The following is a 22,475-nucleotide window of genomic DNA, read 5'->3' on the forward strand; positions in this document are numbered from 1 at the left end:
CAAGGATGCTTGGAATCTGGTTAGGGATGGCGATGGTCAACATCAGTGGCTATCAACCCATTGCCGAGCAAACCTGGGTGCAACTGAACCCGGAATACTACCCGCTGCAACGCACCCCGCCCGCCATGTTCGTGGCCTGGCGGGGCAATCAATTTCCCACTCTGGAACTCAAGAAGAAGAAGGGGCGCTGGCAGGTGCTGTTTCCGGCCAGGCTGGTGCCCCCATTCGATCTGTTCGAAGGAGAGGCCGAGCTCTCCAAGGCCTATCTGGCCAGGTTAAGGCGCATTGACGAGGCGGCCTACGGGCTGGCCCCTGTTGCTACTCCCACATACCAGCACCATGTACAGCAAGAGGTGGCCACCCTCGGCGTGCCCTTCATGGCCGAGTTTGCCGCGCCGCAGCAACCAGGTCAGCCCCGTAGCAATAGTACAGAGGATGTCGAGCCCCTGCTGGCCGTTCTGAATCTGCGAGCAGCGGACTGGCAAGCGCCTGCGACGCTGCTTGCTCAAGCAGGTGAGGTGCAGGATACCGCGCTGGTTTCACTGGCGAGCGAGCCGACCGGCAGTACCCTCACGCTGGCGGCACCAGCGGCGGGCGGCAAACGGGTATGTCATCAGGTTGCGGCGGGGGAGACGCTCTGGCGCATCGCCGCCATGCTGGCCCAGAGCGGAACCGTGACGGGGGCGGCGGGAGATACCTACAGCTATCTGCTGGCCATCGTCGATGACAATCGCGCACTGATGGGCAACGGCATTCGGGTCAAGGCCGGAGACACCCTGTATTGTCCGGCGCCGCAGACCCTGGCCCGCTTCGATGCCCTGAGCCCGGCCCAGCGGCAGCAGCGCTTTGCCCGGTTGGAGCAGGGGCGTTAAGGTCTCTTGTCACTGTTCGGGGCCCGTGATAGTATGCGCCCTCGTTTTGCGAGGTGCTGACCGGTCGCAGTCAACACCATACATTCATCTATATGAGATAAACATTATGTCTTTCGTATTCCAAGCTGAAGTCCGTTCTGACCTGGGGAAAGGTGCGAGCCGCCGCCTGCGTCATGCTGACCAAGTTCCTGCCATCGTTTACGGTGCAGGCAAAGAAGCCCAGTCCATCACTGTTGACCACAAGAAATTCATCCTGGCCCAAGAAAAGCCGGAATTCTACGAGTCTGTACTGACTCTGGTTATCAACGGCGAAGAAGTTAACGTGAAAGTGAAGGCTATCCAGCGTCACCCGGTACGTTACAAGCTGGTTCACCTGGATTTCGTTCGCGTCTAATCGACAACGAACGTTCCAGTAAAGAGGCCACCCAAACGGGTGGCCTCTTTGTTTTTACCGCATTTTTCCCGATAAAAATAAAATACTCAAATAGTACTGTTAGTCTTTACTTGTGGGCATGATTGACAGCAGTACATCAACTGTGATGCTCTGGCATCTATAACGTATTCGAACAAGTCCAAATACGGGGTAATGTTGACCGTGATGAAGGGAATCATACGGGGATATTTCCTGCTGTTCACACCCATTCTGGTACTGGTTTTGGTGGGTGGGTATCTGCTAGGTGACGCACTGATCGAGCGCGAGCTCTACCGTGTACGCAGCGATGAGAGCACCTTCCTGTCGCTCGCCAGCGGTCGTCTCGATGACGAGTTGGCGGTCCCGCTGCGCCATGTGCGTAGCATGTCTGAAGAGCCCATCCTGCTCGAGGCGGCTGGTCGCAACGAGCGTGACAACATTGCCGCCCAGTTTACCGTGCTGATGAACCGCAATCCTGACTATGCCCAGGTGCGTTGGTTGGCGCCGGATGGCATGGAGTTGGTGCGCTTCAATCGTCAGGGCCAGCATCTGCAGCGTGTGCCTGATGACCAGTTGCAAAACAAAAAGGATCGTTACTATTTCCGCGATGCCATGGCGCTGCCCTGGGAGCGGATCTACGTCTCGCCGCTCGATCTCAACGTCGAGCAGGGGGTGATCGATCGCCCCTTCAATCCCATGATCCGTATTGCCAAGCGCCTGCGCCTGGGAGATCGCGATCTGGGATTGCTGCTTATCAACGTGCATGCCGGCCGTATGCTCAAGGTCTTCGCCAACAGCAGTGGCAGAGCCGCCGATCACACCATGCTGCTCAATCAGGATGGTTATTGGCTGCGCAGCCCGGATCCGGCACAAGAGTGGGGCTTCATGCTCGAGCGTCCGGATCTCACCCTGAAGCAGTTTTCTCCCCATGCCTGGCAGGCATTCTTGGGGGCTTCGAGCGGCCAGGTTGAGCTCGCCGACGGTCTGTGGAGCTGGACCACGCTGTACCCGGCACTGAATCACGATCAGCTGGCCTGGAAGGCTGCCTCCATGGTGCCACGCAGCGAGCTGCTGGCCATTCGCACTCACATCTGGGGGATCATCTCGGCCACTTGCGCCATCTTGCTGTTGCTGTTCGGCGCCGCAGTGGCCTCGTTGGTGCTCAGTCGGCATCGGGAGCAGCTGGCGCAGCAGGAGGCAGCCAGACTGGCGCGGGTCAAAGGGGATTTCATCGCCAACATGAGCCACGAGATCCGCACCCCCATGAACGCCATCATGGGGCTGGCCTACCTGCTCGAGCAGGGGGGGCTCGACGATGGCCAGCGCGCCCTGGTGCGCAAGATCCATCAGGCTGGGCAGGCTCTGCTCGGGATCATCAACGACATCCTCGATTTCTCCAAGATTGAATCGGGCCGGCTCGAGCTCGAGCAGGTGCCATTCAGCCTGGAAGAGGTGCTCGATCATGTGGCGGCCATCATGTCCACCTGCGTTGGCAACAAGCATCTCGAGCTGGTGGTGAGCAGCGCCCCCGAACAGGCTGCCCACCTGGTTGGGGATGCCCTGCGCCTCGAGCAGATATTGCTCAACTTGACCGGCAACGCCATCAAGTTCACCGAGCGCGGGGAGGTGGAGGTCAAGGTCGAGCTGGAAGCCGAGCAAGACGGCATGGTCACCTTGCTGTTTCGGGTGCGCGATACCGGGATCGGCATTCCGCCCGAGCAGCAGGCCAACATCTTCAATGCCTTCTCCCAGGCCGACTCCTCTACCAGTCGCCGTTTTGGGGGAACCGGGCTCGGCCTGACCATCAGTCGCCGTCTGGTAAACCTGATGGGGGGCGACATAGGCGTCACCAGCGAACTGGGCAAGGGGAGCGAGTTCTGGTTCCGTGTCCGGCTGGAGCAGGTAGAGCGGCCCGAGGCTTTCCACGAGCGGCTGCAACACGTCTCGCTGCTTATCGCCGATGACAATCAGGTGACCCGCGACACCCTGTCGATGACGGTGGGCTCCCTCGGCTGGCAGTCACGGGTGGTGGAGTCGGGCGAGCAGGCCTTGCACCATCTGCTGCGGCAGGGGGAGCGTTTCGACGTGATCCTGCTCGACTGGATCATGCCGGGCATGGACGGTCTCGAGACCTGCGTGGCCATTCGCCAAGCCTTCGAGCAGCAGGATCGCTCGCCCATCATCATCATGGCAACGGCTTATTCCCAGGAAGAGTTGATGCGCCGCCCCGGCTCGGAGCAGGTGGATCTGGTGCTGCACAAGCCGGTCACCGGCTCCAGCCTCTACAACGCGGTGGCACGCCTCATCCATGAGAAGCGCGAGCATGTGGATCTGCTGGAGAGTGGCCAGCGCCGTCTGCGCCTGCCTGGTGTTCACATACTGCTGGTCGATGACAGCGACATCAACCTGGAAGTGGCAACCCGCTTGCTGCAGCGGGAGGGGGCCGAGGTGATCACCGCCATCGACGGGGAGCGGGCCCTGGCCTGCCTTGCCGACTTGGCGCAGCGTATCGATCTGGTGCTCATGGACGTGCAGATGCCGGTGATGGATGGCTACGAGGCGACCCGTCGCCTGCGCCAGCTGCCGGGACACAAGGAGACGCCCGTGCTGGCACTCACCGCCGGGGTGTTCAAGGATCAACGCGAAGCGGCGCTGGCCTGCGGCATGAACGATTTCATCGCCAAGCCGCTCGACGTGGAGCAGCTCATCGCGACCCTGCTGCGTTACCTGCCCGACAGCGTGGTGCCGCTCACGATCAACGACGCGCCACCTGCCGTGGAGCCGGTGGCCGGCATTGATATCGATACCGGGCTTCGCAACTGGGGCGAGGCCTCCGTCTATCTCAAATACCTGCGGCGATTTCGCGATGACTACATGACGGTCGGTACCGTGCTGCCGGACTACATCGCCCAGCACGAGACTGATGCGGCCGCGAGCCTGACACACAAGCTCAAGGGGGTGGCGGGCAGCCTGTCGCTCACCGATGTGGCGCGCATCAGTGCAGAACTCAATGAGGCCATCGAACAGGGTGGGGACACCAGTCAGCTGATGGCTCCCTTCCTTGAGGCGCTGGAGCGGGCGCAGCAGGCCATCGACCTCTATGCCGGACGCGAGCCGGGGGCCGTCAGCTCCCCGCTGGCGCAGGGTGAGGCGCAGGAGGTGTGCCTGCACGCCCTGCGTGAGGCCCTGATGAGCGAGGATCTGGAACTGATTGAACCGGCGCTGGGCCAGGCCAAGAGTTACTTGCCTGCTGAGCTGGTGAGCGAGATCGGTGCGGCCCTGGAGCTGTTCGACATCCAGCTCGCGACCTGCAAGCTGGAGGGGTATCTGGACAATCGGGAGGCACCTGGATCATGAATCGACCGCGCGTGTTGATCATCGACGACGAGCCGAGCAACCTCGGGCTGTTGCGGCAAATCCTCAAGGAGGAGTACAGCCTCTTTTTCGCCAAAGGCGGCGAGGAGGGGCTGGCCGCCGTGGCGCGCCACGAACCGGCCCTGATCCTGCTTGACGTGCGCATGCCTGACATGGACGGCTACGAGGTGTGCCGCCGGCTCAAGGCCGATCCGGCCCACGCCGGGATCCCGGTACTGTTCATCACGGCGAGCGACAACCCGGACAGCGAGAGTCAGGGGTTCGAAGCGGGCGGGGTGGATTACATTTACAAGCCGGTCTGCCCAAGCACGGTGCGCGCCCGGGTGCGCACTCACCTCTCGCTGGTGCGCCTCGATCAGCTCGAGCGCAGCTACCGCACCGCCATCGTGATGCTTAGCGAGGCGGGTCATTACAACGACACCGACACCGGGGTACATATCTGGCGGATGGCCGCCTATGCCCGAGCCTTGGCCGACGCGGCAGGCTGGAGTGCGGATCAGTCCGAGTTGCTGGAGCTGGCGGCCCCCATGCACGACATGGGCAAGATTGGGATCCCCGATCATATCCTCAAGAAGCCTGGCCCCCTTACCGAAGAGGAGTGGGCCATCATGCGCACCCACCCGCGCATCGGTTACGAAATCTTGAAGCGCTCAGACGGGCTCATCTTCCGCATGGCGGCGGAGATTGCCCTGCATCACCACGAGAAGTGGGACGGCTCGGGTTACCCTGCAGGAGAAACCGGCGAAGGGATCCCCGAAGCGTCGCGGATCGTGGCCATCGCCGATGTGTTTGACGCCCTGAGCGTGCGTCGTCCTTACAAGGAGCCCTGGCCGTTGGAGCAGGTGCTGGCGACGATGCGTGACGGTGCCGGCCAGCACTTTGATCCCCGGCTGCTCGCCTGTTTTCTCGAGATCATGCCGGAGATCTTGCGCCTCAAGGCCCAGTGGGACACCCGCGAGGAGCGGGGGATCACCAGATAGGTTGTGTCAGGTAGGGATTGCTTGCCTGCTCGCGGCCGAACGTCGAGCTGGGACCGTGGCCGGGGATGAAGACGATGTCATCGCCAAGGGGCAGCAGGGTCTCGGTGATCGACGTGATGAGCGTCCCGTGATCGCCACGGGGAAAGTCGGTCCGACCTATGCTGCCGGCAAACAGCACGTCACCCACCCAGGCAAGCCGCTCGGTTTGAGAGAGCAGCACCACATGGCCCGGGGTGTGGCCTGGACAGAAGTACACCTCCAGCTCGCATTGACCCACCTTTACCTTGTCACCTTGCTCAAGCCAGTGATCCGGCGTGAATGCGGGGGTATGGGCGAAGCCGAACATCTGGCTTTGCTGGGGCAGCATGTCGAGCCAGAACCCATCCTCTTTGTGGGGGCCGGTGATGGCCACCCCGGTTTTCTCCCGCAACTCGGCAGCGGCACCCACGTGATCCAGATGACCGTGAGTCAGCAGGATATGGGTCAGGGTCAGCCCGCGTTTGGCGATGGCGGCCAGCAGCTTGTCCGCTTCGCCGCCCGGATCGATGAGGGCGGCCTGATGGGTCTCGTCACACCAGATAAGGGAGCAGTTCTGGGCAAACTGGGTGACCGGGATCACCTCGAATTTCAACATATGGGGTCCTCTTGATGGGCCGCTGATTCAGGCGCGCTGCTTGGCAAAGAAGTCGAGACAAGCCTGCTTGTCACCCTGGAAGATGATGCGGTCGCGCTTGTTGCCAAGCTGGTAAAGATACATGGGATCGTAATAGCGGGTCAGCAACAGGGTGATCCAGGCCAGGTGCTGCGAGGTATCACCGCTGCTGGCTTGCTTGGCGAGCGCACTCTGCATCAGGGCGTCCAGCTCGCGATGGGCTTGATCGCCGAGCCGGCGCTTGAGTCTGACCAGTGCATCGGTCAGGTAGGCGGCAAACAGTGGCCAGCCCTCTTCGGCGCCAAACATCGCCTGATAGCGCAGCCAGAGATCGTGCACATAGTCCTGGCGGATCTGTTCGGCGCGCTCTTCTTGCGGCACCTCGACCACCACCAGCGGCGCCTGGCTCATGGCATCGAACAGTGGATTGGGGAGGCAGCAGCGGCCGATGAGGCGGCTCTCGTCTTCCACCACGAATGTCTGCTCGCCCTGATGGCGGCGCTTGAGCAGCTCGATGGCCAGGTTGTTTTCAAAGTTGATGTTGCTGGGCTGGCCGCCGGGCAGCTGGCCAAACGACGACCCCCTGTGATGGGCATGGCCTTCCAGATCCAGCGCCTGGGCCACCTCGGCCAGCATGTGGGTCTTGCCGGAGCCGGTCATGCCGGTCAGCACGGTCCACTGGCACTCTGCCGCCGCGCCATCGAGCGTGTCGATGAGGAAGCGGCGCAGATCCTTGTAGCCGCCAGCTATCCGCGGGCGGGTGACCCCCGCCTCATGCAGCCACTGCTGCACCGTTTGCGAGCGCAGGCCGCCGCGAAAGCAGTAGAGCACGGCATCCGGCTGCTGGCGCAGCTGGGCCAGCCAGCCCTCGAGGCGTTCGGCCCGCACGGCGCCACCGACCAGTTGATGGCCCAGTGCGATGGCGGCCGCTTGCCCCTGCTGCTTGAAGCAGGTACCGACCTGGGCCCGCTCATCATCCGTCATCAATGGCAGATTGGTCGAGCGGGGGAAGGCCCCCTCCTTGAACTCGATGGGGGCGCGCAGGTCGATGAGCGGAACGTCATCGAGAAAAATCCGGGCGTAATCCGTGGCCAGTGGCAGTGCACTCATTGGACAACCTCGATGAACTGGTTGCCGGTGCGGGCCTGCAGCTGGCCGATGGAGGAGAGGGTCAGCCCTGCCTGTGCGGCAATGGCGAGGAGCTCGACTTCACTTTCTTTACCGACGGCTACCAGCAGGCCGCCGCTGGTCTGCGGGTCGCACAGGATGTTGCGGGTGCGATCATCCATGGCGTCCAGCTTGTCGCCATAGGAGTCGAAGTTGCGCAGGGTACCGCCCGGTACACAGCCCTCACTCAGGTAGTAATCCACCTCGTCCAGCAGCGGCAGCGCCTTGAAGTCCAGGCGGGCACTGACGCCGGACCCTTCGCACATCTCCAGCAGATGGCCGGCCAGACCAAAGCCGGTCACGTCGGTCATGGCATGCACACCGGGCAGCTCGGCAAAGCGCTGGCCAATCTTGTTGAGGGTGCACATGGCGTTGGGTGCCAGTTGCTCGTGCTCGGGTTTGAGCTTGCCCTTCTTCTGGGCGGTAGTGAGGATACCGATGCCAAGCGGCTTGGTCAGATAGAGGGTGTCACCCACCTTGGCGGTGTCGTTCTGCTTGATGGCATTGAGCGGCACGATACCGGTCACCGCGAGGCCGAAGATGGGCTCGGGGGCATCGATGCTGTGTCCGCCGGCCAGAGAAATACCCGCTTCGTGGCACACCTGACGGCCGCCGTCGATCACCTGCTGGGCTACTTCCGGCGCCAGGGTATTGATGGGCCAGCCGAGGATGGCGATGGCGACGATGGGTTTGCCGCCCATGGCGTAGATGTCGCTGATGGCGTTGGTGGCGGCGATGCGACCGAAGGTGAAGGGATCATCGACGATGGGCATGAAGAAGTCGGTGGTGGAGACGATACCCTGACCGTTGCCGATATCGACCACGGCTGCGTCATCCTTGCTGCTGTTGCCGACCACCAGCGCCGGGTCGTCAAAGCCCGGGATCTGGCTCTTGAGAATGGTGTCGAGCACCTTGGGAGAGATTTTGCAGCCGCAGCCAGCGCCGTGGCTGTATTGGGTCAGACGAATGGAAGACATACTTTCCCCTTGTGTGTGCAAACTTGCGTGTACAAATAAGTGCAGCGGCTCTGTGGAGCCGTCAAATGTGCGCGTATGCGCGCGAAATTCGGGTGGCCTTGGCTGGCGTTGAGCGCAGCGATGTCAGGCAGCCGTGCAAGGCAGTCTGGCAGGACGGGGGAGGAGAGGCGACAGATGCGCCGGCGCAGCCCCGCCAAGGGCCACAGGACGGGCCATTATGCCACAAATGGCCGCTCTGGTTCGAACTGGAATTCACACAAAGCGCAGGGAATTGGCGGGTTTAGAGAAAGGGGCCGACCTCGCCATCACGCAGGCAAGGCTCTCCCCAAGGTAGCCCCGAAGGCGAGCCATGCTGCCATCGGGGCCATCTTTGGTGGGGAGCTTAGCCGGCTTGCTCCATCACCGGCTGGCGAGTCTTGCCGAGCCGGCGCAGGCGCCGTTGCAGCGGCCGCTCCAGCAGGGTGTAGCTCAGCGCCGAGAGCCCGATCAGCACCGCCAGCATCAACAACGTGGCCAATACACCTAGCAAGGGGTTGGTCTGGGCATACCACCACTCGGTGAGCCTTGGCGCCAGATAGTGGATGAGCTCGCAGCCGGTGAGCAGCACCAGCGCGTGCAGCAGGTAGATGGAGTAGGAGAGATCCCCCAGCCAGTTGGTGAAGCGGTTATCCAGGAGGCGCAGCAGCGGGCTCTGGCGATCGCCTTGGCAGGCGGCAATCCAGATCAGCAACACGTAGGCGCTGATCAGCAGCAGGGTCAGCTGCGGCGTCATGGTGAACTGCATCAGCGCGAAGGGGAGCAAAAAGGCGAGCAGCAGCGGCAGATCTTGCTGCATCATGGGCCACTGGCGGGCAGCCTTCACCTTCGGCAGCAGCCAGAGGCCGAGCACGAATTCACTCACCCCGCGCCCGATGGCCAGCGCCCCGCTGGTGACATCCAGGGTGCCCCGGCTGTGCACGATATAGGCCAGCACCGTCAGGGCCAGCAAGGGGGCAAGGTTGCTCCAGCGGCTGCGGGTGACGGCGAGGGGAATGAGCAGCGGAAACAGCAGATAGCTGATCCACTCAACGCTGAGCGACCAGGCGGCGAAGTTCCAGGTCAATCCGTGATCGGTCACCACCTGCAGCAGCAACAGGCTGCTTGGCAGCGCCTCGGCCGGGGTAAAGGGTGAGCCGAAAGGAGGCATTCCTTCCCACTCCCACATCTTGAACAGGGGACCGGCGTAGAAGCCAATCCCGTGGTGGGCCTTGTAGAGCTCCCAGCCCACCAGCAGCAGCAGGGTCACCAGATAGAGGGGATAAACCCGGGTCAGCCGCAGCCAGAGGAAGCGGCCATAACCAATGGTGCGGGGCGTGCGGGCGAAGGCCTCCCCGTAGACGTGGGCCAGCACCAGCCCGCTCAAAATAAAGAAGAGATCGACCCAGAGGTAGCCGTTCTCGATGAGTTGGGTGTGGCCGGCGATCGACTCCATCCACTGGGGAAAGAGCAGCAAGCGGGCGTGAAACAGCACCACCATCAGGGCAGCGATGCCCCGCAGCGGCGTCAACAGCGGCAATGATTGATTCATGACGGGATCCTTGATGATGTTCAGCTTGGCCTGACATCGATTTTTGTTGTGGTGCCGCTCATCAACCCTGATGAGTCGGCTGCCCTAGCTTGGCGGCCACAGGCGGGAACACCCTACCTAAAAGAGAGCCATACGGGTGTGATTTTCGTCATGAATGCGCATTTATCATCCAAAAACCAGCAAGGAATCAGCGCTGCAGCGAAGGTGAAGAGGGGATCTAGACTAGGGAAGTCATCCATCAGCGTGCAAGGCGCGTCCCGATGAAACTCTCTGCCCATCCTTTCTCATCCTACAGCCAGAAGGTACTGATCGCCCTTTACGAGAATGCCACCCCGTTCGAGTGCCTGAATCTCGAAGAGCCGACGGCCAACGCCGAGCTTGCCGCCCTCTGGCCGCTCAAGCGCTTCCCGGTGCTGCTTGATGATGGTCGCTGCATCCTCGAGAGCAGCACCATAGTGGCCCATCTGCAGGCGTACCAGCCGGGCCCCGTCAACCTGATCCCGCCTGGCGATGCGGGTCTGGAGGTGCATATGCTGGATCGCGTCTTCGACAACTATGTGATGACGCCGATGCAAAAAGTGGTGCTGGATGCGCTGCGCCCGGTCGCGGATCGCGACAACTATGGCGTAGTGGAGGCCCGCGAGCTGTTCGATCAGATCTACCCCTGGCTCGATCAACGGCTCGAAGGGCGACACTGGATTGCCGGTGCAGACTTCACGCTGGCCGATTGCGCCGCAGCCCCCTCGCTCTTCTACGCCGACTGGGCCCACGAGATCCCCGCTGGCTATGGCCGCCTGCGTGCTTATCGCGCCCAGCTGCTTAGCCATCCCTCCATCATGCGGGTGGTGGTGGAGGCCAGGCCATTTCGACACTATTTCCCGCTGGGCGCGCCGGCGCGTGACTGAGCGGGATGGTTTGTGGTGGGCGGGGCATTGCCGCCCCGGGCAATGTGCGAGGCGAACAGGGACATGGCGGGATCAACTGCAGGGGAAAAACAGCATTATTCATTTAGGTGAGTGAGTATGCGTTTATGGCCGATATTTCCCCGAGGGATTTTTAATGTTGATGCATAACAGCTCATGTTTTTGCATAAGAAAAATGCCTGGAATGTCTCTGCTGGCGGGTTGTGTATGCCATGCCTGGGGTGAAAGAGACATGATAATCGGGCTAACGATGCGGCAATTCAAGATTGAGGATGGCAGTCGTCAGTTGAAGGGGAGAGACAGGAGCACCCATCGCTGCTGGTGGCAAAGTTGGAGGTGAGGTTATCTCTGTGGCGGCCGCATAAAAAAAGCCCGCTTTGATCGCGGGCTTTTTGATGGCTTGCCGGACCCAGCCCTGGCCCGGATCTGGAACCTAGGACAGGGGGGCTGTTCTGGTCTGCTCGGCTTAGCGGGCGCGCACCACCAGCCCCTTGAGGTAGAAGCCTTCCGGATAGGCGGTGCCGATGGGGTGATCGGATGCCTGGGACAGGAGCTCCAGGATCTGGGCGTCGCGGCCGGCATCGAGCGCTGCATCGGCGACGATCTTCTGGAACAGGCTCTGCTCCATCAGACCGGAGCAGGAGTAGGTCAAGAGCACGCCACCCGGCGCCAGCAGCTGGAACGCCAGCATGTTGATGTCCTTGTAGCCGCGGCAGGCACCCAACAGCTGCGCCTTGCTCTCGGCGAACTTGGGCGGATCCAGCACGATGACATCGAACTTCTCGCCCTTCTCGCGATATTCACGCAGCAGCTTGAACACGTCATGACGGACAAACTGGGTGTTGCTGGTATCCAGCCCGTTCAGCTCGGCATTCTGGCGGGCGATATCCAGCGCATTCTGAGAGAGATCGACGTTGACCACCTCTTTGGCGCCGCCCTTGAGGGCGTAGACACCAAAACCGCCGGTGTAGCAGAAGCAGTTGAGCACCCGCTTGCCTTCGGTGTACTTGGCGGCAGCCTGACGGTTATCCCGCTGATCCAGATAGAAGCCGGTCTTGTGGCCGTTACGAATATCCACCAGGATCTTGACGCCGCCATTCTCCTCGATGACCACCGGCTCGTTCGGGGTCTCACCATAGATGACGCCGGTGCGCTCTTTCAGCCCTTCCTTCTTGCGCACTGCCACGTCTGAGCGCTCATAGATGCTGCATTCTGGGTAGAGGGTACGCAGTGCTTGCGTGATCAGCTCACGCTGGAACTCGGCACCGGCTGAGAGGATCTGGCACACCAGAAAATCGGCATAGCGGTCGATGGTCAGACCCGGCAGGCCATCGGATTCGGCAGCGCAGAGGCGGTAGCCGGTGAGCCCCTGACGTTTGATGAGCCCGTCGCGGGACTCCTGGGCGTATTTGAGGCGACGGATGAAGAAGTCGAGATCGACGGTTTCATCTTTGTCGAAGGTCCAGACCCGGGCGCGGATCTGGGAGCTGCCGGACCAGGCACCGCGGGCGAGCCACTTGCCATCCTGGGTGTAGATCTCGACGGTATCGCCATCAATGGGGTTGCCCTGTACCCGCTCGATCCCCTTGGAGAAGATCCAGGGGTGGCGACGCAGCAGGGATTTTTCGCGGCCTTTGACGAGATAGATGGAAGCGCTCATGGGGGTTGCCAGATGGTCAAAAGAAAAGGGGCCACATTCTATGTGGCCCGCTGGCAAAACTCAAACAACCTTGGCAGATAGCGTCAGGCTCTGGAAGCTTGCTAATCAGATTTCTAGCCCCTTCAGTGCCTGCGCAAGCTCGGTGGCGGTGGCCTTGAGGCCGGCGGTGCCGGCCACCGAGGCGCTGGCTGACTCTTCCACCTGGCCCGCTTCGTGGCGCACCTGATCCAGATTGCGGGTGATCTCCTCGGCCACCGAGCTCTGCTGCTCGCTGGAGGTGGCGATCTGGGTGCTCATCTCCAGCACCGCATCGCTGTGGTTGCTGAGCTTGTCGATGTCGAGCCCCACTTCGCTGATCAAGGCTTGGCTGCTGGCGGCGCGACCTACGGTTTTCTCCATGATGTCGTTCAGCGCGCCGGTGCCGGCCTGCAGCTCTTCGATCATCTGCTGGATCTCCACCGTGGCCTGTTGGGTGCGGCTGGCGAGGGTGCGTACCTCGTCGGCCACCACCGCGAAGCCGCGGCCCTGCTCGCCGGCGCGAGCGGCCTCGATGGCGGCATTGAGGGCCAGCAGGTTGGTCTGCTGGGAGATGGCATTGATGACGTTGACCACTTCGTTGATGCGATTGGCGTTGTGGGTCAGCCGTTCCACCGCGCCGGAGGCGTTGCCGATCTCGTCGGCTAGGGTGCGGATGGCGGCGATGGTGCGAGATACCCGGGCGGCGCCGTTGGCTGCCTCTTCGCTCGACTGGCGGGTCTGCTGCAGAGTGTCGTTGGCGTTGCGGGCCACTTCGCGGATGGCGGCGGACATCTGCTCCATGGCGGCTGCCAGGGAATCCATGTGCTGGCGCTGGGAGCGGGCCATGGTTTCACCCTCGCTGGCATGATCGCGAAACTCGTCGGCGGCCAGGGTGAGCGCCTCGGCGGACTCTTCCACCAGTTGCACTATCTTGTGCTGGCGGTCGGTAAACCTGTCGATGCTGCCCGCCAGAATGGAGAACTCGTCGCGCACCGGGAAGAAGTTGAGGCGGAAGGTGAGATCGCCATCCGCCACGGTCTGCAGCGCCTTGTTGGTGGAGAAGAGCGCACCGGAGACAAAGGTCATCAGGTAGTGGGTGACCAGGGCCAGCAGGGCAGCCAGCACGGCTATGATGGTGAGCGTGGTGCCCTGACCATCCCACATGGAGTAGCGGGAGGCATCCAGGGTGCCGGTGACGACCCCGGCCTGACCGGCGCTGACGCTGTATCGATAGATGTCGCCCTGCCGGGTTAACCCTGTGCTGCCGGTCGGGCTCAGCGTGAGCTCGGCTGGCAGGGTGAGACCGGCGTGCTGGCTCGATAGCTGGGCGCTCAGTTCGACCCGCTGCTTGAGCTGATCCAGGCGCAGCTGCATCTGTTGCTGGTGGCCGTCGGCCAGCAGATACCAGCTGAGAAAGGCGATGAACAGCAGCGGGCACCAGAAGGTGATGAGAAATTTTTCGCTGATCGTGAGGTGAATGAGATAACGGTCAACCCACCGAAACTTTACTTCTTTCATAATGGTATTGCGTCCTGCAAGGGGATGAGAGTGTCGCGCTCATTATCGCCTTGGGGGGAAATTTCTTAAGGGGAAGGTGTGAGAAATGGGAGAGCAATCGTTTGTCGTGCGAGTGTGGGGCCTGGTTCAGGGGGTGGGGTTTCGTTACTTCACCCGGGAGCGGGCGCTGCAACTGGGGCTGCGGGGCCACGCCTACAACCTGGAAGATGGCTCGGTGGAGATCCTCATCTGCGGGCCGGAGCAGAGCGTGCAAATGATGCTGGGCTGGCTGGAGCGCGGGCCGCGTACCGCCGAGGTGACCCGGATGGAGTATGAATCGGCGCCACCACCCAAGGGAAGCGGCTTTCATACCAATTGAGTGCTTGCCACACCAATGACGCCGAACAGCCATGAAAAACGGGAACCACACAGGCTCCCGTTTGCATCGATGGCACTCTTGAGTCAGCCGGCCTGGGCGGCATCGGCGATGGCCTGGGTCTTGGCCAGCACCGCCTGCAGGGCGGGGCGTTTGGCCAGACGATCCCGATAGGCCGCCAGCTTGGGGGGAATGGTCTGCTCGAAGCGGGTGGCCCACATCAGGGTATGGGCCAGCAGCAGATCGGCGATGGTGATCTGTTCACCCAGCAGGTAACCCTGCTCGGGCACCCAGGATTCGGCGATGGCCGCCGCCTTGTCGAACTCCCACTTGGCGGTGGGGAAGATGGCCGGTAGACGCTGGGCCTCTGGCAGGGCGAAGCGGTGCTTGCCGATGGTCCACAGCGGCTGCTCCAGCTCGCAGGTGATGAAACTGACCCACTGGGCGTGCAGCGCCGAGGCCTGGGTTCCTCTGGCTGGCAGCCAGTTCGGGCCATACACCTCGGCCAGGTACTGCATGATGGCGGCAGATTCGGTCAGCACGAATTCCCCGTCCTTGAGCACCGGCATTTTGCCGCTCGGGTTGAGGGTCAAAAACCAGTCGCTGCGGTTCTCGCCCTTGGCGAAGTCGAGAAACTGGAACTGCCACGCCACGTCCAGCTCTTCCAGTAACCAGGATACGCGCAGGGCCCGGCTGACGGGGGTGCCATATAAGGTGATCATGCTTGCTCCTTGCCTGATGAAGGGGGCCATGGGCCCGAAGTGAATCGCCAGTCTAGACAAATTACCCGGGTGCAACAAGCACCGAAGGGGTGAAGCGCGCAACACCCAGGGCGTTCAGTGGGGAGAAGAGGACAAATAAAAGGGAGGCCGCAGGCCTCCCTCGTTGCTTGATGACCGGGCTGCGCTTACTTGACGCGCATGCCGGGCTGGGCGCCTTCCTGCGGCTCCAGGATCCAGAGATCCTTGCCGCCCGGACCTGCCGCCAGCACCATGCCTTCGGACATGCCGAAGCGCATCTTGCGCGGGGCCAGGTTGGCCACCATCACGGTCAGTTTGCCTTCCAGATCCTCCGGGTTGTAGGCGGACTTGATGCCGGCAAACACCTGACGGGTCTCGCCGCCGATATCCAGTTGCAGCTTGAGCAGCTTCTCGGCTTCCGGTACCGCTTCGGCCTTCTTGATCAGCGCCACCCGCAGGTCAATCTTGGCGAAGTCGTCATAGGTGATGGTTTCGCTGATGGGGTCATCAGCCAGCGGGCCGCTCACTTTCGGTGCCTGCTCCTTGGCCAAGTCTTCCTTGGATGCCTCGATCATGGCTTCAATCTTCGCCGGCTCGATGCGCGAGAAGAGGGCTTTGAACGGTGCCACGGTGTGATCGACCAGCGGCATCTCGATGCCATCCCAGCTGAGGGTTTCGGCCAGGAAGGCTTCGGCACGCTCGGCCAAGAGCGGCATGACGGGCTTCAAGTAGGCCATCAGCACGCGGAACAGGTTGATACCGACGGAGCAAACAGCTTGCAGCTCGGCGTCAGCCCCTTCCTGCTTGGCGATGACCCAGGGAGCCTTGTCATCCACATAGCGGTTGGCCTTGTCAGCCAGCGCCATGATTTCGCGGATGGCGCGGCTGAACTCACGGCTCTCATAAGCCTCGGCGATGGCGGTACGGGCATTGGCGAATTCGGCGTAGAGTTCGGGCTCGGCGCAGGTTGCCGCCAGCTTGCCGCCAAAACGCTTGGCAATAAAGCCGGCGTTGCGGGAGGCGAGGTTGACCAGCTTGTTGACCACGTCAGCGTTGACGCGCTGCACGAAATCTTCGAGGTTCAAGTCCAGATCGTCGATGCGGCTGTTGAGCTTGGCGGCGTAGTAGTAACGCAGGCACTCAGGATCCAGGTGGTTGAGATAGGTGGAAGCCTTGATAAAGGTGCCTTTGGACTTGGACATCTTGGCACCGTTGACGGTCACGTAGCCGTGCACGTTGACCTTGGTCGGCTTGCGGAAACCGGCGCCTTCCAGCATGGACGGCCAGAACAGGCAGTGGAAGTAGGCGATATCCTTGCCGATGAAGTGATAGAGCTCGGCCTCGGAGTCCGCCTTCCAGTAGCTGTCGAAATCGATGTCGCCGCGCTTGTTGCACAGGTTCTTGAACGACGCCATGTAACCGATGGGCGCATCCAGCCAGACGTAGAAGTACTTGCCCGGTGCGCCGGGAATTTCGAACCCGAAGTAGGGGGCGTCACGGGTGATGTCCCACTGCTGCAGGCCGCTTTCGAACCACTCCTGCATCTTGTTGGCCATCTCTTCCTGGATGGCGCCGGAGCCGCGCACCCACTCTGCCAGCCATTTTTCAAATTGCGGCAGATCGAAGAAGAAGTGCTCGGAGTCCTTCATCACCGGGGTGGCACCGGAGACGGCGGATTTCGGATCGATCAGCTCGGTCGGGCTGTAGGTCGCGCCACAGCTGTCACAGTTGTCGCCATACTGTTCCGGGGACTTGCACTTGGGGCAAGTGCCCTTGACGAAACGATCCGGCAGGAACATGGACTTTTCCGGATCGAACAACTGGGAGATGGTGCGGCTCTTGATCTTGCCGCCGGCCTGCAGACGACCGTAGATAAGCTCCGCCAGCTCGCGGTTCTCGTCGCTGTGGGTGGAGTGATAGTTGTCAAAACTGATGTTGAACCCGGCGAAGTCGGCCTGGTGCTCCTTGGAGACGGCCGCGATCATCTCTTCCGGGGTGATCCCCAGCTGCTGGGCCTTGAGCATGATCGGGGTGCCGTGGGCATCGTCGGCACAGACAAAGTGCACCTGGTGACCGCGCATTCGCTGATAACGAACCCAGATATCGGCCTGGATGTGTTCCAGCATGTGGCCAAGATGGATGGAGCCATTGGCATAGGGAAGGGCGCAGGTTACCAGCATTGTACGAGGATCAGTTGCCATATAGTCGTTCTTGATGTGCTTGTTGGGATGATAGAGTGCCGTGCATGTTACCCGAATTGGGGGTAGCCTGCCTAGGGTTGTGGCTCGTCCGCCCTGCCGGCGCACGCTGGTCGACCAGCAGGCAAGCCACTGATTTGTGTGCGGTAACCGTTCACCTCAAGATAAAGACAAGATAATGAGGAGTTAATGGTGATTGATTCAGTAAAACAGATCCTCGCCGAATTTAAGCCAACTGGCTGGGGCAAGGATCTGGTGGCTGCCGGCTTCGTGCGCAGCATCGACAAACAGGGCTCGACGCTGACCATCAAGCTGGTGCTGCCCTTTGCAGGCCACTCCCTGTTTGAGCAGATCAAGCAGGAGTTCGATGCCCGCCTGCGCAGCGCCACCGGTGCCACCCGTATCGACTGGGTGGGCGAAATCGAGGTCGCCAGCCTGCCGCGAGCGCAAGGACTGGCGGCGGTACAGGGCATTCGCAACATCATCGTGGTCGCCTCTGGCAAGGGCGGGGTAGGCAAATCCACCACAGCGGTCAATCTGGCGCTGGCGCTGCAAAAAGAGGGGGCGCGGGTCGCTATTCTGGATGCGGACATCTATGGCCCTTCCATTCCGACCATGACCGGAACCTTGAAGGAGCGTCCCGTCAGCCATGATGGCAAGCTGATGGAGCCGGTGATGGCTTGCGGCCTCAAGAGCAACAGCATCGGCTATCTGGTGGCCGAGCAGGATGCCACCATCTGGCGTGGACCCATGGCGAGCAAGGCGCTGGCCCAGATCCTCCACGAGACCCGCTGGGGTGAAGTGGACTATCTGGTGGTGGACATGCCGCCGGGTACCGGCGACATCCAGCTGACCCTGGCCCAGCAGGTGCCGACCACGGCGGCGGTGATCGTCACCACGCCGCAGGACGTGGCGCTGGCGGATGCCCGCAAGGGACTGGCCATGTTCAACAAGGTCAGCGTGCCGGTGCTCGGCATCATCGAAAACATGAGTTACCACGTCTGCAGCTCCTGTGGTCATCATGAGCCGCTGTTCGGTACCGGCGGTGGCCAGAAGATGGCGGAACAGTACCAGGTGGCACTGCTTGGCCAGCTGCCGCTGCACATCGACATCCGCCAACACATGGACGATGGCTGCCCGACCGTGTTCGGCGCCCCGACCGGGGAGCTGGCAGAGGCCTATCTGAAACTGGCTCGTCGGGTGGGAGCTGAGCTCTATTTCAGCGGTAAACCGATTGCGACCCCCCTCTATGCCATGGCGCTGGATGAATAATCGGCGGTCGACCGCCTGGGGTGGATTTGAGGGTGGGCATGGCTCGCCCTTTTTTATATAATGGATCGGTTTAAACCATCCCCACTGCTCTTCTCTTTAGGTATTTTCAATGTCTGATACTCAACATTCGTGTGTGATCATCGGTATTGCTGGTGCATCCGCTTCCGGCAAGAGTCTTATAGCCCAAACCATCTATGAAGAGCTGGTGGCCGAGCTGGGAGCCGGTCAGATTGGTGTGATCACCGAAGATTGCTACTACCGCGATCAGACCCACCTGACCATGGAAGAGCGGGTCAAAACCAACTATGACCACCCCAACGCGCTCGATCACGATCTGCTGGTCCAGCATCTGAGCCAGCTGGTGCAAGGTGATGCGGTCAATATTCCTCAATACTCCTATACCGAACATACCCGCATGAGCGAAGTGACCCCGTTCGCACCGCGCCGGGTGATCATTCTGGAAGGGATCCTGCTGCTGACCGACAGCCGCTTGCGGGATCTGATGGATGCCTCCATCTTCATGGACACGCCGCTCGACATCTGCCTGCTGCGCCGTCTGGTGCGTGATGTGCAGGAGCGTGGCCGGACCATGGACTCGGTGCTCAAGCAGTACCAAAAGACGGTACGCCCCATGTTCCTGCAGTTTATCGAGCCTTCCAAGCAGTACGCGGACGTGATCGTCCCCCGTGGCGGCAAGAACCGCATCGCCATCGACATGCTCAAGGCGCGTATTCGCCACATGTTGATTGGTTGAGAGATATCAAGCCGGGTGATGCCCGGCTTTTTTAAATGAACAATTTGTCAGGAGAGTCGCCCAATGCGTCTTTGTGATACCGATATCGAACGTCATCTGGATGAAGGCAAGATCGTCATTGAGCCCAGACCCGGTATTGAACGGATCAGCGGCGTCAGCGTCGACGTGCTGCTGGGCAACGAGTTTCGGGTGTTTCGCGATCATACAGCCCCCTATATCGATCTGAGCGGCCCCAGCAGCGAAATGGCCGACGCCATCGATCGGGTGATGAGCGATGAAATTCATGTGCCGGATGGCGAAGCCTTCTATCTGCACCCGGGTCAGCTGGCCCTGGCGGTCACCTATGAATCGGTCACCCTGCCTGCCGACATCGTGGGCTGGCTGGATGGCCGCTCTTCCCTGGCACGTCTCGGTCTGATGGTGCACGTGACCGCGCACCGTATCGATCCGGGCTGGTCCGGCCGTATCGTGCTGGAGTTCTACAATGGCGGCAAGCTGCCGCTGGCGCTGCGCCCCAAGATGAAGATCGGTGCGCTGAACTTCGAGATGCTCTCCGGTGTGGCGGCACGTCCCTACAACAAACGGGAAAACGCCAAGTACAAGAGCCAGCAGGGTGCGGTTGCCAGCCGCATCAATCAGGACTGAGAGCGGGTCGACAGTCGAGCCGTTGGCAATGTGTTAAAAGAGGGCGCTGATGGCGCCCTTCTCCTATTCGCTTCGGCAGGTGTATGTGGCGAAGAGGGCAGGGCGAGGGAGTGTTCTTGCCTGCCATTTGTACAAGTACGGCGATACGGTCGGTCGAAAATTGACGGAGCCGAGGTCGGTGAGAGTGGCTTTTGCGGCATGTTGATGATGAATTGTCCCCATTTGGGAACTGTTTTTGTCAGGCAAGGTCTGTTTAATTAATCAAGGACAAGCCGCATGGTGACTGGCTTTAAGCTATTTGTAGGCGGAATGCTCTTTTTTTTTCTTACTGAAATATTTCAACAACGGGTATGGCGTTACCAGCCTTCTGGCATAATCCGCCGCAACTCATAAACAGGTTCGTTTTTTATGTTTGAAATGTTTAGTGGTTTGGGTTTGTGGTGGTCAATCGGTTTGGTATTGGCCGTTTTTTTTGTGTTGGCCTATGAATTCATCAACGGCTTTCACGATACCGCTAACGCGGTAGCAACGGTTATCTATACCAAGGCGATGCCGGCACACATGGCGGTAGTGGCCTCCGGTCTGTTCAACTTTGCCGGGGTCATGATGGGTGGTCTAGGGGTGGCTTATGCCATTGTCCACCTGCTGCCCATCGATCTGCTGCTGGGGATGGACTCCACTCAGGGTCTGATCATGGTGTTCTCCCTGCTGTTTTCCGCCATCGTGTGGAATCTGGGTACCTGGTTCTTCGGGATCCCTGCATCCAGCTCACACACGCTGATCGGCTCCATTCTGGGGGTAGGCGGCGCCTATGCCTGGATCAGCCATCAACCGCTGCAGGAAGGTATCAACGTCGCTAAAGCCATCGACATCATGCTTTCCCTCATCATCTCTCCTACCGTCGGTTTCATCATCGCCGCGCTGCTGTTGTTCGCCATGAAACGCGTCTGGCAGGGCAGCAAGATCCACAAGACCCCGGAAGAGCGTCTTCTGGTGGATGGCAAGAAGCATCCGCCGTTCTGGGCGCGTCTCACTCTGGTGGCGTCTGCCATGGGCGTGAGCTTTGTGCACGGTTCCAACGATGGCCAGAAGGGCATTGGTCTGGTGATGCTGGTGCTGATTTGCATGGCTCCTGCCTATTTCGCACTGGACATGAACAGCCGCTCTTATGACCTGGATCGCACCCAGGATGCCAATCAGCGCATCATGGAGATCTATCAGCGCAACCATGAGCAGGTTTCCAAAGTCGTGAACTTCAGTGTGCCTGCCCAGGCCCAGGAAGAGTTGATGACTCACTGTTCTGCCGATGGTGCCCTGCAGGCTATGGCCACGCTGGACAATCGTCTTGCCCAGGTGCGGACCTATGAAGAGATGGACCTGACCGACCGCCGTGAAGTGCGTCGTCTGCTGCTGTGCATCGATGATACCGCTCGCAAGGTATCCAAGCTGCCGCTGCCGGCCAAAGAGCTGACTGACCTTGCCAAATGGCGCAAGGATCTGACGGCCACTGCCGAATATGCACCGACCTGGGTCATTGTCTCCATCGCGCTGGCGCTGGGCTGTGGCACCATGGTTGGCTGGCGTCGTATCGTCTACACCGTCGGTGAGAAGATTGGTTCCTCCGGCATGACCTACAGCCAGGGGATCGCCGCCCAGATCACCGCTGCCGCCTCCATCGGCGTGGCCAGTTTGACCGGGATGCCGGTATCGACCACGCATATCCTCTCCTCTGCGGTAGCGGGGACCATGGTGGCCAACAAGTCAGGCCTGCAGAGCCAGACCATCAAGACCATCCTGATGGCCTGGGTGCTGACCCTGCCACTGACCATGCTGCTCTCTGGTGGCCTGTTCCTGATCAGCCATCATCTGTTCAGCTGATAGCAGATACCAAAAGCGTGTTGAGAAAGGGCCCTTGCGGCCCTTTTTTCATGACCTCAAAAACACATGTGTGATGCCAGGCTCCTGCCAGCCGGGTTTCCAATTTGACTATCCTTGATATGCCATCAAACTAATTTTTTCATCCAATCAATTACTTCTCTCACCCACTAAGCTCATCCCCACCCATCAACAGGCATTCAAGATAGGAGGGTTGGCAGAGTGGGCGTCTTTTGCGGCTTTGCCCCTACTAGGGGTGCAGCAAGAGCCGAGTTGCTCGGCTAAGGTCGATGTCTGTTCATCCCATGGCACATGACTGCCTAAATTAGCAGGTGGGATTACTTGTGTTGGCGGTTGTGGAAGAGGGGTCTTTGCCTGCATTGGTTGGCTGCACGTCTGGATTGCCGAGAGGATGGAAGGTCGAATGGACAACCGATTCTGATTGATAGAGGCATACACACTTCAAATCGACTTCGAGATGGGTGGCAGGCTTGGTCATGCAGTTCATGCGCACC

At 60.7% G+C, this 22,475-nt stretch carries 18 protein-coding genes; 10 read left to right on the forward strand and 8 right to left on the reverse strand.

What is annotated here, in order from left to right:
• The first annotated feature begins 5 nt into the window (after positions 1–5).
• From AACQ43_RS12365 to AACQ43_RS12380, 4 genes are all read left to right on the forward strand, one after another.
• Positions 6–872, forward strand: a complete 867-nt coding sequence (locus AACQ43_RS12365; RefSeq protein ID WP_168967460.1) for a hypothetical protein — start codon at positions 6–8, stop codon at positions 870–872.
• A gap of 106 nt (positions 873–978) precedes the next feature.
• Positions 979–1,266, forward strand: a complete 288-nt coding sequence (rplY, locus tag AACQ43_RS12370) for a 50S ribosomal protein L25 (RefSeq protein WP_024945378.1) — start codon at positions 979–981, stop codon at positions 1,264–1,266.
• A 204-nt stretch (positions 1,267–1,470) separates the two neighbouring features.
• The gene (locus AACQ43_RS12375; RefSeq protein WP_168967461.1) at positions 1,471–4,641 is read left to right on the forward strand and encodes a hybrid sensor histidine kinase/response regulator; all 3,171 of its coding nucleotides are present in this window, start codon (positions 1,471–1,473) and stop codon (positions 4,639–4,641) included.
• The gene (locus tag AACQ43_RS12380; RefSeq protein ID WP_011706078.1) at positions 4,638–5,639 is read left to right on the forward strand and encodes a response regulator; all 1,002 of its coding nucleotides are present in this window, start codon (positions 4,638–4,640) and stop codon (positions 5,637–5,639) included. Before AACQ43_RS12375 ends, AACQ43_RS12380 begins: the two co-directional genes overlap by 4 nt.
• On the opposite strand, the gene AACQ43_RS12385 is transcribed toward AACQ43_RS12380, so the two are convergent.
• From AACQ43_RS12385 to AACQ43_RS12400, 4 genes are all read right to left on the reverse strand, one after another.
• Complete coding sequence (locus AACQ43_RS12385) at positions 5,629–6,273, reverse strand: MBL fold metallo-hydrolase (protein WP_168967462.1); 645 nt, start codon at positions 6,271–6,273, stop codon at positions 5,629–5,631. The two genes, AACQ43_RS12380 and AACQ43_RS12385, sit on opposite strands and share 11 nt — an antisense overlap.
• Before the next feature lie 27 nt (positions 6,274–6,300).
• Positions 6,301–7,401 (reverse strand): tRNA 2-selenouridine(34) synthase MnmH, encoded by a 1,101-nt coding sequence (gene mnmH / locus AACQ43_RS12390; protein WP_168967463.1) that lies wholly within the window; start codon positions 7,399–7,401, stop codon positions 6,301–6,303.
• The gene (gene selD, locus AACQ43_RS12395) at positions 7,398–8,435 is read right to left on the reverse strand and encodes a selenide, water dikinase SelD (RefSeq protein WP_168967464.1); all 1,038 of its coding nucleotides are present in this window, start codon (positions 8,433–8,435) and stop codon (positions 7,398–7,400) included. The genes mnmH and selD overlap by 4 nt, the downstream gene beginning before the upstream one ends.
• Positions 8,436–8,817: 382 nt before the next feature.
• The gene (locus AACQ43_RS12400; RefSeq protein WP_168967465.1) at positions 8,818–10,002 is read right to left on the reverse strand and encodes an acyltransferase family protein; all 1,185 of its coding nucleotides are present in this window, start codon (positions 10,000–10,002) and stop codon (positions 8,818–8,820) included.
• Positions 10,003–10,262: 260 nt separating this feature from the next.
• On the opposite strand from AACQ43_RS12400, the gene AACQ43_RS12405 reads away from it, so the two are divergent.
• The gene (locus AACQ43_RS12405) at positions 10,263–10,907 is read left to right on the forward strand and encodes a glutathione S-transferase family protein (protein WP_168967466.1); all 645 of its coding nucleotides are present in this window, start codon (positions 10,263–10,265) and stop codon (positions 10,905–10,907) included.
• A 484-nt stretch (positions 10,908–11,391) separates the two neighbouring features.
• On the opposite strand, the gene AACQ43_RS12410 is transcribed toward AACQ43_RS12405, so the two are convergent.
• Together AACQ43_RS12410 and AACQ43_RS12415 are read right to left on the reverse strand one after the other, a co-directional pair.
• Positions 11,392–12,585 carry a class I SAM-dependent methyltransferase gene (locus AACQ43_RS12410; protein WP_168967467.1) on the reverse strand — a complete coding sequence of 398 codons (1,194 nt, stop codon included), beginning with the start codon at positions 12,583–12,585 and terminating at the stop codon, positions 11,392–11,394.
• Positions 12,586–12,690: 105 nt separating this feature from the next.
• Positions 12,691–14,121 carry a methyl-accepting chemotaxis protein gene (locus tag AACQ43_RS12415; RefSeq protein ID WP_168967468.1) on the reverse strand — a complete coding sequence of 477 codons (1,431 nt, stop codon included), beginning with the start codon at positions 14,119–14,121 and terminating at the stop codon, positions 12,691–12,693.
• Between the two features lie 85 nt (positions 14,122–14,206).
• Between AACQ43_RS12415 and AACQ43_RS12420 the strand changes: the two genes are divergently transcribed.
• Positions 14,207–14,479, forward strand: a complete 273-nt coding sequence (locus AACQ43_RS12420; RefSeq protein ID WP_168967469.1) for an acylphosphatase — start codon at positions 14,207–14,209, stop codon at positions 14,477–14,479.
• An 83-nt stretch (positions 14,480–14,562) separates the two neighbouring features.
• Here AACQ43_RS12420 and AACQ43_RS12425 read toward each other — a convergent pair whose 3' ends face one another.
• Both AACQ43_RS12425 and metG read right to left on the reverse strand, forming a co-directional pair.
• On the reverse strand, positions 14,563–15,198 hold the full coding sequence (locus AACQ43_RS12425; RefSeq protein WP_029303002.1) for a glutathione S-transferase family protein: 636 nt from the start codon (positions 15,196–15,198) through the stop codon (positions 14,563–14,565).
• A gap of 185 nt (positions 15,199–15,383) precedes the next feature.
• Positions 15,384–17,417, reverse strand: a complete 2,034-nt coding sequence (gene metG / locus AACQ43_RS12430) for a methionine--tRNA ligase (protein ID WP_168967470.1) — start codon at positions 17,415–17,417, stop codon at positions 15,384–15,386.
• Positions 17,418–17,603: 186 nt separating this feature from the next.
• Here metG and apbC point away from each other — a divergent pair, with 186 nt between their 5' ends.
• The 4 genes from apbC to AACQ43_RS12450 all read left to right on the forward strand — a co-directional run bounded on the left by apbC (position 17,604) and on the right by AACQ43_RS12450 (position 21,963).
• On the forward strand, positions 17,604–18,686 hold the full coding sequence (gene apbC / locus AACQ43_RS12435) for an iron-sulfur cluster carrier protein ApbC (protein WP_168967471.1): 1,083 nt from the start codon (positions 17,604–17,606) through the stop codon (positions 18,684–18,686).
• Positions 18,687–18,795: 109 nt separating this feature from the next.
• Positions 18,796–19,440: a uridine kinase gene (gene udk / locus AACQ43_RS12440; protein ID WP_011706091.1), complete on the forward strand. Its 645-nt coding sequence runs from the start codon at positions 18,796–18,798 to the stop codon at positions 19,438–19,440.
• Between the two features lie 63 nt (positions 19,441–19,503).
• Complete coding sequence (gene dcd / locus AACQ43_RS12445) at positions 19,504–20,085, forward strand: dCTP deaminase (RefSeq protein WP_011706092.1); 582 nt, start codon at positions 19,504–19,506, stop codon at positions 20,083–20,085.
• A gap of 408 nt (positions 20,086–20,493) precedes the next feature.
• Positions 20,494–21,963 carry an inorganic phosphate transporter gene (locus tag AACQ43_RS12450; protein WP_168967472.1) on the forward strand — a complete coding sequence of 490 codons (1,470 nt, stop codon included), beginning with the start codon at positions 20,494–20,496 and terminating at the stop codon, positions 21,961–21,963.
• Positions 21,964–22,475: the final 512 nt, after the last annotated feature.

Source organism: Aeromonas sp. DNRA1, from assembly GCF_963888745.1.
In the GTDB taxonomy this organism is placed as follows: domain Bacteria; phylum Pseudomonadota; class Gammaproteobacteria; order Enterobacterales; family Aeromonadaceae; genus Aeromonas; species Aeromonas hydrophila.